The sequence below is a fragment of the Agarivorans sp. QJM3NY_33 genome, assembly GCF_050870865.2.
GTDB lineage: Bacteria > Pseudomonadota > Gammaproteobacteria > Enterobacterales > Celerinatantimonadaceae > Agarivorans.
Genome location: NZ_CP194039.2, coordinates 144,266 through 157,314, shown reverse-complemented (window position 1 = coordinate 157,314; position 13,049 = coordinate 144,266). Strand labels below are relative to the sequence as shown.

At 45.3% G+C, this 13,049-nt stretch carries 12 protein-coding genes and 1 pseudogene; 3 read left to right on the top strand and 10 right to left on the bottom strand.

What is annotated here, in order from left to right:
- Positions 1-162: 162 nt before the first annotated feature.
- From ACRRSY_RS00750 to dmeF, 4 genes are all read right to left on the bottom strand, one after another.
- Complete coding sequence (locus ACRRSY_RS00750) at positions 163-1,905, bottom strand: methyl-accepting chemotaxis protein (RefSeq protein ID WP_432455120.1); 1,743 nt, start codon at positions 1,903-1,905, stop codon at positions 163-165.
- Positions 1,906-2,326: 421 nt separating this feature from the next.
- Positions 2,327-4,075 carry a methyl-accepting chemotaxis protein gene (locus tag ACRRSY_RS00745; protein ID WP_432455121.1) on the bottom strand — a complete coding sequence of 583 codons (1,749 nt, stop codon included), beginning with the start codon at positions 4,073-4,075 and terminating at the stop codon, positions 2,327-2,329.
- Between the two features lie 437 nt (positions 4,076-4,512).
- Positions 4,513-4,929 (bottom strand): MarR family winged helix-turn-helix transcriptional regulator, encoded by a 417-nt coding sequence (locus tag ACRRSY_RS00740; protein WP_432455122.1) that lies wholly within the window; start codon positions 4,927-4,929, stop codon positions 4,513-4,515.
- A gap of 1 nt (position 4,930) precedes the next feature.
- Positions 4,931-5,854 carry a CDF family Co(II)/Ni(II) efflux transporter DmeF gene (gene dmeF, locus ACRRSY_RS00735; RefSeq protein WP_432464159.1) on the bottom strand — a complete coding sequence of 308 codons (924 nt, stop codon included), beginning with the start codon at positions 5,852-5,854 and terminating at the stop codon, positions 4,931-4,933.
- A 205-nt stretch (positions 5,855-6,059) separates the two neighbouring features.
- Here dmeF and ACRRSY_RS00730 point away from each other — a divergent pair, with 205 nt between their 5' ends.
- Together ACRRSY_RS00730 and dbpA are read left to right on the top strand one after the other, a co-directional pair.
- Complete coding sequence (locus tag ACRRSY_RS00730) at positions 6,060-6,533, top strand: NYN domain-containing protein (protein WP_432455124.1); 474 nt, start codon at positions 6,060-6,062, stop codon at positions 6,531-6,533.
- 280 nt (positions 6,534-6,813) lie between these two features.
- Positions 6,814-8,202, top strand: a complete 1,389-nt coding sequence (gene dbpA, locus ACRRSY_RS00725; RefSeq protein ID WP_432455125.1) for an ATP-dependent RNA helicase DbpA — start codon at positions 6,814-6,816, stop codon at positions 8,200-8,202.
- A gap of 74 nt (positions 8,203-8,276) precedes the next feature.
- Here dbpA and ACRRSY_RS00720 read toward each other — a convergent pair whose 3' ends face one another.
- Together ACRRSY_RS00720 and ACRRSY_RS00715 are read right to left on the bottom strand one after the other, a co-directional pair.
- Positions 8,277-8,876, bottom strand: coding sequence for a glutathione S-transferase N-terminal domain-containing protein (locus tag ACRRSY_RS00720; protein WP_432455126.1), 600 nt, complete (start codon positions 8,874-8,876; stop codon positions 8,277-8,279).
- 1 nt (position 8,877) lies between these two features.
- Positions 8,878-9,768 (bottom strand): DMT family transporter, encoded by an 891-nt coding sequence (locus tag ACRRSY_RS00715; protein ID WP_432464158.1) that lies wholly within the window; start codon positions 9,766-9,768, stop codon positions 8,878-8,880.
- Positions 9,769-10,334: 566 nt separating this feature from the next.
- On the opposite strand from ACRRSY_RS00715, the gene ACRRSY_RS00710 reads away from it, so the two are divergent.
- On the top strand, positions 10,335-10,535 hold the full coding sequence (locus tag ACRRSY_RS00710; protein WP_137672498.1) for a cold-shock protein: 201 nt from the start codon (positions 10,335-10,337) through the stop codon (positions 10,533-10,535).
- Between the two features lie 101 nt (positions 10,536-10,636).
- Here the strand turns inward: ACRRSY_RS00710 and ACRRSY_RS00705 are convergent, their stop codons facing one another.
- The 4 genes and pseudogenes from ACRRSY_RS00705 to ACRRSY_RS00690 all read right to left on the bottom strand — a co-directional run bounded on the left by ACRRSY_RS00705 (position 10,637) and on the right by ACRRSY_RS00690 (position 12,810).
- A complete protein-coding gene (locus ACRRSY_RS00705; RefSeq protein WP_432455128.1) occupies positions 10,637-11,329 on the bottom strand; it encodes an aspartate/glutamate racemase family protein in 693 nt (230 codons plus the stop codon).
- Positions 11,330-11,352: 23 nt separating this feature from the next.
- A complete protein-coding gene (locus ACRRSY_RS00700) occupies positions 11,353-11,601 on the bottom strand; it encodes a DUF2164 domain-containing protein (RefSeq protein ID WP_432464157.1) in 249 nt (82 codons plus the stop codon).
- Between the two features lie 2 nt (positions 11,602-11,603).
- Positions 11,604-12,137, bottom strand: coding sequence for a GNAT family N-acetyltransferase (locus tag ACRRSY_RS00695; protein WP_432455130.1), 534 nt, complete (start codon positions 12,135-12,137; stop codon positions 11,604-11,606).
- 291 nt (positions 12,138-12,428) lie between these two features.
- Positions 12,429-12,810, bottom strand: a pseudogene (locus ACRRSY_RS00690) (GNAT family N-acetyltransferase).
- Between the last annotated feature and the right edge of the window lie 239 nt (positions 12,811-13,049).

Here is a 13,049-nt window from a genome sequence, read left to right as displayed (position 1 = left end):
CCGCCAGCGGCTAAAGATGATGCAATAGAAAATTGAACCTCGTCCGTTTAAACGCGAGGTAGTAATGGCGCGACCTAAACAGTATAACGAACCGATACACTGAACTTCGACGCCACTACGTCAGCATGCTTCGCGCAAGCACACCGCTCCTAGTATGTAACCTTAACTGAGCTTAAATTGGCCCACCTGTGCTTCTAGGGCATGGTTGTAATCCGATAAGCCATTGGTACTGATGAGGCTCTCCTCTCCTCGTTCCCGCAGCGAATGAACCACGTCGCCAATGGCAATCATATTGCGATTAATCTCCTCTGCCACCAAGCTTTGTTCTTCCACCGACGTCGCGATTTGAGTCGCCAAATCATTAATCTCTAACACCGCATTTGCCATCACATCCAATGAGCCCATCACCTGTGAAGTATTCTCGGCACTACTTTGACAACTGCGTTTTGTCGCTTCCATGCTATGCACGATATTTTGATTTCCACTACGCAAGGTCGCTAACATCGCATCAATTTGTTCGGTACTGTCGCGAGTTCGACCCGCCAATGCTCTCACTTCATCAGCTACCACCGCAAAACCACGTCCTTGCTCTCCTGCTCGGGCTGCTTCTATCGCCGCGTTTAATGCTAATAAGTTAGTTTGTGCTGCAATATCTCCTATCACCTTCAGCACTTCGCCAATCATTTGAGTATCTTCGGTGGTCTTTTGTACCGACTCCGACATCCCATCAACTTCCGTCACCAATTGATTCACACTTTCAACGGCTAACTGAACCACCTCTCGAGAGCGTTGTGCCTCTTCACTCGCTTGCTGAGTCAGCGAAGCCGTATCTGCAGCACTTTGCGCCACCGATTCCGAGGTCGAACTCATTTCAGTGACTGCTGTCACCACCTGTTCCGTCTCTTGGGTATGTTGATTTAACAACTCTTGGTTCGCGTTAACCCGCTCCGAGAGCTTGCTCACTTCTCCCGCTATTTTTTGCCCCGCTCCCGCAACTTCCAACATCATCGCTTGCAACTTCATGATGAAATGATTGATGTCTTCTGCTATTTGACCCAATTCATCGTGGCTTTCCACCTGTAAACGCCGTGATAAATCGCCATCACCTTGGGCCAAGTCGTGTACCAATTGACGTAAGGAATTAATCGGTTTAAAAGCTAGTCGTAAGGCAAAAATACTCAGGGCCACAATAAATAACGAAGCAAATAGCAAACTCAAGGTAATCGCATTGTTCAACCGGTTGGTATTGGCTTGAATAAACGCCGGGTCAATAAAACCCGTTAACTGCCACTGCTTACCATTCACGCTGATGGGCATCGGGATGGCTTCTAAATCGGCATTCTGTTGTTGCGGTTTATCGCTGTATAATTGCTCGCCATTGTCATCAACCAGTTCCATATAGCTACCGTCGATGGAAGAGTCCTGCAACAGGGCTACCAGATAACTTAAATCCAGATAGAAAAACTCACCATCCTTAGGGCTAATAATTTCCAACAAAGGACGCTGTTCTTCAAATATCACCTTGATTGCAATATCTTGCCCTTTGGCCGCTTGCCATTTATCGAAATACTGTTTGAGTGCATCCCCCTCTAGCATCTCTTCGTTAGTCGCACCAATTTGTGATGAGACCATTTTCAGCACTCGATAAAAACCGCTTTGTTCAGGTGCTGTTTTTACACTCAACAAGCCAACATCAATATTTTTAGCCAGCAGGATCTTGGCGTTAATATCTGAAGCTATCTTGTCTTGTACTAAGCGAAGATGAACCCGAATGTTAGTGCTATCTGAGCGATAAATATATTGGCTGATGTAGTGATTCACGCTGACATAAGAGGTAAGCAAAGTCACCGCTATAATCGCAACAAATAATGCTATCAATTTGCCCTTAAATGAAAAACCTTTCAAAGCTTTTACTCCATAAATACAAGGGCCCTGCGTTTAAGGGCAAACTGCTAGTCTATATATCAAAAAAATCTATTTCTTTGAGTCGATCGGCAGATTTACAATTTTTACGATAAAATACAGATAGTTAATGGTCATACCAGTGTGCAACACCCTTGACCTTTCCGAGACTATTTGGCAAACGTTATGGGTAAGTCAATGGGGGGGGATATACAAAAATGAGAAATTTGGCCGATGCCCATGCCATACATCCGCGCTGCTGGTAGACATTTAACGGCTGATAAACAGGCACACGCCAATCAATCGACACCAACGACATGCTCTGAAAAGAGATAACATAGCTAAGGGGAAGTTCGTCGAAAATAGAACCAGTCATAGGCTATTTTCGACGAATGTAGCGAAATAAACGTTCTTAAACGCAGAATTAACTGAGCTTAAATTGGCCCACCTGTTCCTCTAAAGAGTGGTTAAAATCAGATAAGCTATTGGTATTTGCGAGGCTTTCGTCGCCACGCTCTCGGAGCACATGCACCACGTCACCAATGGCAATCATATTGCGATTAATCTCCTCTGCCACCAAGCTTTGTTCTTCCACCGACGTCGCGATTTGAGTCGCCAAATCATTAATCTCTAACACCGCATTTGCCATCACATCCAATGAGCCCATCACCTGTGAAGTATTCTCGGCACTACTTTGACAACTGCGTTTTGTCGCTTCCATGCTATGCACGATATTTTGATTTCCACTACGCAAGGTCGCTAACATCGCATCAATTTGTTCGGTACTGTCGCGAGTTCGACCCGCCAATGCTCTCACTTCATCAGCTACCACCGCAAAACCACGTCCTTGCTCTCCTGCTCGGGCTGCTTCTATCGCCGCGTTTAATGCTAATAAGTTAGTTTGTGCTGCAATATCTCCTATCACCTTCAGCACTTCGCCAATCATTTGAGTATCTTCGGTGGTCTTTTGTACCGACTCCGACATCCCATCAACTTCCGTCACCAATTGATTCACACTTTCAACGGCTAACTGAACCACCTCTCGAGAGCGTTGTGCCTCTTCACTCGCTTGCTGAGTCAGCGAAGCCGTATCTGCAGCACTTTGCGCCACCGATTCCGAGGTCGAACTCATTTCAGTGACTGCTGTCACCACCTGTTCCGTCTCTTGGGTATGTTGATTTAACAACTCTTGGTTCGCGTTAACCCGCTCCGAGAGCTTGCTCACTTCTCCCGCTATTTTTTGCCCCGCTCCCGCAACTTCCAACATCATCGCTTGCAACTTCATGATGAAATGATTGATGTCTTCTGCTATTTGACCCAATTCATCGTGGCTTTCCACCTGTAAACGCCGTGATAAATCGCCATCACCTTGGGCCAAGTCGTGTACCAATTGACGTAAGGAATTAATCGGTTTAAAAGCTAGTCGTAAGGCAAAAATACTCAGGGCCACAATAAATAACGAAGCAAATAGCAAACTCAAGGTAATCGCATTGTTCAACCGGTTGGTATTGGCTTGAATAAACGCCGGGTCAATAAAACCCGTTAACTGCCACTGCTTACCATTCACGCTGATGGGCATCGGGATGGCTTCTAAATCGGCATTCTGTTGTTGCGGTTTATCGCTGTATAATTGCTCGCCATTGTCATCAACCAGTTCCATATAGCTACCGTCGATGGAAGAGTCCTGCAACAGGGCTACCAGATAACTTAAATCCAGATAGAAAAACTCACCATCCTTAGGGCTAATAATTTCCAACAAAGGACGCTGTTCTTCAAATATCACCTTGATTGCAATATCTTGCCCTTTGGCCGCTTGCCATTGGTCCACATACGGGCGCAGTTGTTCATCTTCTTCCAACATCTCTTCGTTAGACACCCCCATGTCTTCCGAAATTAGCTTCACAATCCGATAAAAGCCGCTTTGCTCATGAATTTGTTTAACATTCACCAGGCCAACATCAATATTTTTAGCCAGCAGGATCTTGGCGTTAATATCTGAAGCTATCTTGTCTTGTACTAAGCGAAGATGAACCCGAATGTTAGTGCTATCTGAGCGATAAATATATTGGCTGATGTAGTGATTCACGCTGACATAAGAAGTAAGCAAAGTCACCGCTATAATCGCAACAAACAAAGCAATCAACTTCCCTTTAAATGAAAACGTTTTCAACATAGTAACTCCATTAACTTACCTCGCGAGAGGCTGCTGAATAATTTTAGATATCTTCAAGCCAGCGCAGCATTGAATGCCTTTGCCATAACTCAGTAAAACGCCAGAACTTCATGTCAAGCAAGCCTAGCGCAGCACAAACCGATTTAGTTATAGAACTAAGTATAATCTCAAATTCCAAATAGTCAGTTTTATAGCCATAAAGAAGGCAGTTACAACAACGACTACCTTATTGATATTTATATAGGAAAATAATAATGAAAGATAAGAATTGCACTCTAAGGGGATTGACAAGGCAAGTGCAAGCGAAAGTTCATGAATACGCAAACTAGCTCTCAACTCATCACAAACGGCTTGCAAATATGAGAGAGCCTTGTTATTTCGACCTGATTTTAGTGAAGCGGTGAAGCGCTCAATTGAAACAAAACCACTCACCAGACTTAAAATTCACGATTCATTTTTTGCATGCTATCGATTAAGACTTCTAGCTGTGGCGCGTCGATATGACGAGTTAAATCCGTGACTAATTCAAGATGGCGTTGGTTATGATACTGATGGACCTGCAAACCCTGTTCGGATAAAGCCACCACAATAGCCCGCCGGTCATCTTGTTGTGCGCGTCGCTCGATTAAACCAGCGGTTACTAATTTATCTACCTGCACCGTCAGCGTCCCCGTGGTAATGGCCAATTTCTCAGCCAATTCTTTCATCCGCATGGCCCCATGATTACCCAGCACCTCGATAGTATGCACCTGAGCCAAGGAGTAAGCACTCTCTTTAACCACCGACAATTCCCAAGAAGAAAACTTGTCGTAAAACTCGGTCAATAAATGATTAAGGGTGGTTAGGGATTGCATGTCACGCTCCATGGCTCACTTCAATAGTTAGATGATGGATCTTATCAAATTGGGCTAAGCGCTGCTTGTATTCACTTAAAGGCCGTGGCGATGGGCTAATAATTGAAATCGCTGCACAATAATGATCGGCACTCACTCGCCAAATATGAATATCGCTGACCTTGTCCCCTCCTAGCTCCAAACAAGCAAGAACTTTTTGCTGATAGACTTGTGCAATATTCGCATCCAGTAAAATTGGACTGGTTTGCTTAATCAAACCCCAAGACCATTTACTGATCACCAAAGCGCCCACCACACCAATCACCGGATCGAGCCAAGTCCAGCCAAGATATTTACCAATAAATAACGCAGCAATAGCCAACACCGAAGTAAGGGCATCCGCCAGAACGTGCATATAAGCGGCTTTTAAATTGTGGTCCTGCGGATGAGAACCTTGACGGTCGTGGTCGTGGTCGTGACCATGATGATGCCCTTCTTGTAATAACAACATACTTGCAAGATTAACCAACAAGCCAAGCAGTGCCACACCAATAGCTTCGTTAAACTGAATCGAAAGCGGGTTAAACAAGCGTTCTATCGATTCTACTGCCATTAACAACGCCACCATCCCTAAGGCGATAGCGCTACTATAACCGCCTAATACACTCACCTTACCGGTCCCAAAGGAAAAATCCGGATTATTCGCATGAGTACGCGCATAACGGTAAGCAAACAGCGTAATCATAAAGGCGGCTGCGTGGGTACCCATATGCCAACCATCAGCCAACAAGGCCATCGAGCCAAATAGGCTTCCAGCGGTAATTTCTAACAACATGGTCACCACGGTGAGAGCTAACACATAACGCGTCCGACTCTCACCTTGAGGACTATGACTAACAAAGGCCCGACAACGACGTTGAGTAGCAGGATCAGACTGATGCAACATTTTGTTTCAACTCCAAATTATTTGAAATGAATAATATTTGATAATCAAACTATTTGTCAATCTAAATACTTTAATATTCAAGTCTTACCGAACAACCCACAAAACGACTGCTCGATCTCAATGCCAATCTCGCCAGTAGGCTTTCGATTGCATCCGACTCAACCAGCCGCTAGTCTAGAGTGCTTGCTATTTGATTGGATTATTTGTGAAAAAAATCGCCCTGTTCGCCGATGTACAGAACATCTATTACACTTGTCGCGAGGCTTATAGTCGGCAATTTAACTATCGTCGGCTTTGGCAACAACTGCAACATCAAGGGGATATCGTCAACGCCTATGCCTATGCCATCGATCGCGGAGATAACCAACAACAAAAGTTTCAAGAAGCGCTAAAACACATCGGTTTTGAGGTCAAACTCAAACCATTTATTCAGCGCCGCGATGGCAGTGCCAAAGGCGATTGGGATGTGGGTATTACCATCGATGTGCTCGAAGCCGCACGCCATGTAGATATGGTGGTGCTGTTGTCTGGAGACGGCGATTTTGCGATTTTACTAGATAAGCTCTCGGATGATTATGCCGTTGAAACCCTGGTATATGGGGTTCCCAGCCTTACCGCACACGCGTTAATCAACTCGGCCAGCGCTTATCAAGCCATCGATCAAGATCTGTTGATCTAACACGTCAAGCAAACCCAGCGGCAAAAACACAAATGCCGCTTGGCTAAGCAAAGTTTGCTTTGTATCGGCAATAATCTGAGCATAATAAGCAATAGTCGGCATCTTTGCTGCTCGCTTATATACTTGATTACTAAGATTATTGGCAATAACGGTTCTCACTAGCGGGCAAAAAATTGCTATTTTTTACCCAATTGTGCGCGGTTTTCAGCTATCATCGCGCCCCCGATGCAATTGCTGCTGCGGTCGACACTTTATTTTCACCCTCGAAGAGGACGCCATTGTGAGCCAAACTGATTTTTCTACCCTTGCCCTGCACCCCGATTTATTAACAAATCTGGAAACCCTGGGTTATTGCTCGATGACGCCAATTCAGGCGCAAAGTCTCCCCCCAATCTTGGCCGGCAAAGATGTGATTGCTCAAGGGAAAACTGGCTCGGGAAAAACTGCTGCCTTTGGTTTAGGCTTGCTCAATGCGTTGGAAGTGAAACGTTTTCGAATTCAAACGCTGGTGCTATGTCCAACTCGAGAGTTAGCCGACCAAGTTGCCAAAGAAATTCGTAAATTAGCTCGCAGTATCCATAACATTAAGGTACTCACGCTGTGTGGAGGCATGCCCTTTGGCCCACAAATTGGCTCCTTAGAACATGGGGCACATATTGTCGTTGGCACCCCCGGTCGTATTGAAGAACATCTCAGCAAAGGCACTTTACGCTTAGACCACGTCAAAAATTTGATCTTAGATGAAGCCGATCGAATGTTAGAAATGGGCTTCCAATCCGCGATCGACGCGATCATTGATTTGGCACCTAGTGAACGTCAAACACTATTATTTAGTGCTACATTTCCAGAACAAATCGAGAGTATTTCGAAACACATTATGCGTGAGCCGGTTCGCATTGAAGTCGCCAGTACCCACGATGACAGCTCAATATCTCAACATTTTTTCAAGGTCGATGACAACCAACAAAGAATGCTTGCCCTGCGTTTACTGTTGTTACAACATCGCCCTAAATCAAGTGTAGTATTCTGTAATACCAAACGGGAAACTCAGGAAGTCGCCGACGAATTACGACAGTTAGGCTTTAATGCCTTAGCATTACATGGCGATTTAGAACAACGCGATCGTGACCAAACACTGGTGCAATTTTCCAATCATAGTGCTTCCATCTTGGTCGCCACCGACGTCGCGGCCCGTGGTTTAGATATTGACGCCTTAGATGCCGTAATTAACTACCAGATTGCCCGTGACGTAGAAATCCATGTGCATCGCATAGGCCGTACTGGCCGAGCAGGTAGTAAAGGGATTGCCTGTTCATTTTATAGCGATAATGAGCATTACAAAGTTGCCTTATTAGAAGACTATTTAGCACGCCCAATCGTCGATGAAGATTTACCGCCAATGACTTTGTTGAATAAGACGCCCCCCCCACCAACCATGGCCACCCTACAAATTGATGGCGGCAAGAAACAAAAGGTTAGAGCAGGGGATATCCTAGGCGCTCTCACCGGAGAAGATGGTATCGCAGGAGCGCAAGTGGGCAAAATAAACCTATTCGATAACCGCGCCTATGTTGCTGTAGAGCGGGAAGTTTTAAAACGCGCACGCAAAAAGTTAGAGCACGGAAAAATGAAAGGTCGCTCGTTTCGGGTTCGCCATTTACCCTGCTAAAAGCTGCTGAAGCCAAGTGTACCGCTACAGTACACCTGGCTCATTTTAAGCCAGATCTCAAGCCGCCGCGCCCGTTACCAACGCTGAGCGTCGGCCAGCGCATCTTTAAATAGCCGCCACCCAAGTAAGTACTGTTGATAAGCACCCGCAGCACCCTCAAAATCAATCCCGTAATGGTGTAAACGCTGGGCCATAACCGCATAAAACGCATCCACCGCCCCTGGCTCCCCAAAAGCAAAAGCGGCTCCAAACTGTTGCCAAATCGCTTGCAAGCGCGCCAATTCTTCAGTCAAACCACTACCATCGGGTTGAGTGCTCAGCGGAGCAAACTCAAAGGGAAGCTGAGTCCTGATCCGGCTAAAGCCCGAATGCAGCTCGGCTAACAAGCTACGACAATAGGCGCGTTGCCTCGGATCGACTGGGAATAACTTCCCAGCCGAACATTCATTCAGGTATTCGACAATGGCCAGCGAATCATGAATAGCTAAATTGGATAATTGCAGCACTGGTACCAAGCCGTTCGCTGAATACTTCGCCAAAACCTCTCGGTAACCCACTTCGCCCAAGGCGATTACCTTTAGATCGAACTCAAATTCAATCAGTTGCAAACACAAATAAGCACGAATAGACCAAGTCGAGCCACGTCCCACCACCAAATTTAGAGAACGAGTCATTTTATTTCCTTATTGAAAGAGACCGTTGCCGCCCCGCGAGAATAGTCAGTAAAATACCACCCAACACCAAACTTGCCGATAGTACAAAGCTTGGATCCAAAGACTCATTGGCAAATACCCAACCACCACCCGCGGCAATAATCGGGACCAGTAACTGCACGACTGCGGCTTGGCTTGCCGATAAGCCCGCTAAGGCAATATACCAAATCCAATAGCCTAAACCAGAAGCAATCGCACCGGATAACAAGGCCAATAATAGCGCTTCGCTACTGATGATTTTAATTGAGCTCAAGTAAGGGATGAGCAGTAACAAAAAAGGCAGGCTACGCAAAAAATTAAATGTGGTATCCACTCGAGGACGAACAGAATCTCGGCCTTTAAGGCTATATAAACCCCATGCAATCCCAGCGACGGCCATTAAACTAAAACCTAATGGCGAAATCTGCAGACGCTCATTGGAAGGGATCAATAACCATACCAAGCCACTAAAGGCCAAAATAATTCCCAATAACTCCGCCAAATGCAAACGCGCACCTTTGAGTACCGCCATCCCAAGCATGCTCAATTGCACCGCAGCAAATAGGATTAAGGCACCAATACCTGTATCGAGGTAAAGATAAGCAAAAGAAAAACAACTCGCATAAATGAATAACAAACCACCCGAGTACCAACTTCCGCGCCCCCCCCCAGTATTTTTTCTAGACTGCATGCCCAGCAATAGACTCAGCATCAATGCGCCAGCAAATAAGCGCACACTAGTAAAGGCTGCAGCATTCATCTGCTGTTCAGCTAAGGCCAAGCGGCATAAGACTGAATTACCCGCAAAAGCAATCAAAGCGATGATGGTGGCCACACTAGTTTGCCAACGGGAGGACCATTTAAACACAGGCATACTCTCAATCAAACGGGATATGAGTCAGCATACTGGAGTTCGACTCGTGGATAAATCTTCACCTCTGTTCTATCTCAGAAGTCATCATCAGACAAGCTCACTAAAGCGCCTTAGCTCGAACAAAAAATACATCCAAATAACACCAGCCCGTAAATGATCACTATCCATATCAATCATGGCGGATCGCCCTCAAGCAACGTCACCAGAGAATGAAACCTTAAAACTGTAAACAATCAGTGCCATAAATGAAATTTTAATGACAAGATTGGCACAATAAGCGAGCTACAGCCAAGCAGTACGCGGTTCCAGGCGAGATAATCCAGTAATATTGCTTATAAACTACTCGAAACAGATCGAGAAGATCACACATTCACCTTTACATTGCCCCAATATAAGTTACACTTCTGCTCGCTGGTAAAGGTTACAGCGGATATTTATGCCCCATACAATTGCATGATTTTCGGATCATTACTTGTTTGTTCGTCAGTAATTTCTGCATCTTTCGGCACCCTATAATTTGCCCGCTTTTGGCGTAAATTTTATTTATTATATTTTGGAGATTACTCATGGCTACAGGTCGCGTAAAATGGTTCGATGAGCAAAAAGGTTTTGGTTTCATTGAGCGTCCAGACGGAAAAGACGTATTCGTTCACTTCCGTGCAATTAAAAGCGACGGTTACAAAACCTTAGCTGAAGGTCAAGAAGTTCAGTTTGAAGTTGAAGAAGGTCCAAAAGGTCCTCAAGCTGCAAACGTAACTGTTGCCTAAGCTGCTTTTAAGGCATTAGTATCCAATTAGTCTACGATTAATTAGACACTAGCTTTAAGCTAATAAAACGGTCCTTTGGGGCCGTTTTTGTTTTTCTGCCTTTATTCTTCTAAGGCAAATTCTACCGCAGCTGCAACGTGCAAAGCCGTTGTATCATATAGTTTGATCGCAGTGTCTTGCTGTTTCACTAACAAACCAATCTCGGTACAACCGAGGATAATCGCTTCGGCCCCTCGAGCATGCAGCGCTTCAATTTGCTGCAAATAAATCGCTCTAGAAGCTGCCGAAATCATGCCCTGACATAATTCCTGATAAATTATATCGTGAACCAGTGCCATGCCATGCTCATCGGGAACCAAGACCTCAAGCTGATGCTCCCGCAGACGACCAGCATAAAAATCCTGCTCCATGGTAAAGCGGGTTCCTAATAAACCTACGCGACGGATCTGGTCTTTGCGCAAACATTGGGCAGTCGCATCGGCAATATGCAGTAATGGAATATCGAGCGCATTCACCACCTGAGGCGCTAACTTATGCATGGTATTCGTAGCAATCAGCAAAAAATCTGCACCTGACGCTTGCACCGCCAAAGCCCCCGCGACCATTTTATCGGCCAAAGCGTCCCAATCACCACGATGTTGCAAAACTTCTATTTCAGCAAAATCGACACTGACTAAATTAATTTTGGCCGAATGTAAGCCGCCCATAGCCTGTTTAATGCCTTGATTGAGTAACTGATAATAACTCAAACTAGACTCCCAACTCATTCCCCCTAAAATGCCAATTGTTTTCATGATGACGCTTCACTCCTCATCCATTACCACTTAGTGGGTTTCTCAATTTCATACAGTGCATCGCTGATGCTATCAACTCGACTCTGCACCACTGTTTGGGCGTCTTGCAAACCTTGGTTATAATAGAATGCGCCAAGCTCTTCGGAGAAAAAATCGAGCAAAAACTCAGCATCAAACTGGCCTATCTCGAGATTCAGCTGTTGCTCACAATATGCTTGGACCTTAGCGACCAAAATATCTTTATGTTGTTTAGAAAAACTAATTTCAGACATGGTTAAGGCTCCAGATCCGTACTTGCTTCTAGCTGCAGCAGTTGTTGCTCGGTTTTAATGTGTCGCTGCCAGTAAGCAACGCTGATCCAAGTCCCAAATTTGCGGCCAACCCGTTCAATTTCAGCCACATTTTTAAAACCCAAAACTTGGTGCAAGCCAATGCTGGCAGGATTAGGCAAGGATATTCCAGCTAAAATAGTAGCCACAGGATAATCTTTCAGGGTCTCGATGAGTTGCTGATAAAGTGCTCGACCGACACCTTGACCAGCAGCATCCGCGGCAACATAGATCGAACTTTCTACTGAAAAACGATAGGCGCTGCGCTCCTTCCAAGGACTCACGTAGGCATAAGCCAAGACCTTATCCTGCCCTTGATAAACTAAACAAATAAAACGCTGGGTAATTTTTTCGATGCGCTGACTGAAATCCTCCAAACTCACTTCATGTTCTTCAAAGGTAGCAACTGAATTACGTATATAATGGTTATAAATGGCACACATTTGCGCCAAATCCTGCGGTTCAACGCTTCGTATCATGACGACTCCAAAGACTTAAAAGCCCGATAATAAAGTCACAATTTAAACAAAGCACCTCACAATCACAAGCAAAGTACCTTCAATAGGGTAACGCAGAGCAATCCAAGCCGCTATTCACTGACTTTACTAACAAAAAGCAGGTTGGCTAAATGGCTTCTGCTACATGAACAGTGAAGAAGGAGAAATCTGGAGTGGCATATTAGAAATCATCAATTTAGATGAAGTACTGGCCCTAGCTTAAACACCACAACAAACACGCTGGTGATTCATCACCGGCGTGTTTCTCACGACTCAGGCGGATATAAAATTTTTATCTGCATTCATCGCTAGGGACTTTAGCATCCACACATCACAGCCATCATGAATGCTACCGCAAAAGGGCTCCACTAATCGTTTAAATCCCAAAGAAGTGTATAAGTGAATTGCCGACTTCATGCTACTCAAGGTATCTAAATAGCTCTGTTGATAAGCTTGCTCCGTCGCAAATTGAAGACAATGCAGCGCTAAAGCCTTCCCAATCCCGGCCACGATAGTGCGGTGATACAAATAGCTTACGTAGTTCACAGCTGCCATTCGCTGGATCCAAGCAAGCAATACCACCGCATCCAGCGACCTGACCATCGACCAAAGCGACCCAATAACCTGCTTTCGGCTGACGATAGTGCTGGCTCATGAACTTCACTTCTGCGTCGGAAGGACCAAATCCCTCCCCCACAGCGCCAAACTCCAAGCCTGCATGCTCGGTAATTTGGCTCACTTCCAGATCATGATTTGCCGCGATTGGCACAATACTAAAACTCAGGACTACATTCTCCCGTAGACTCAGTGTAACCAAACTTAGGGCATTATCTTGGATAGTGAGCGGTGATCTCGAACCTACAAATCCCCAAGTTCAACAGCCCCTAGTAAAAC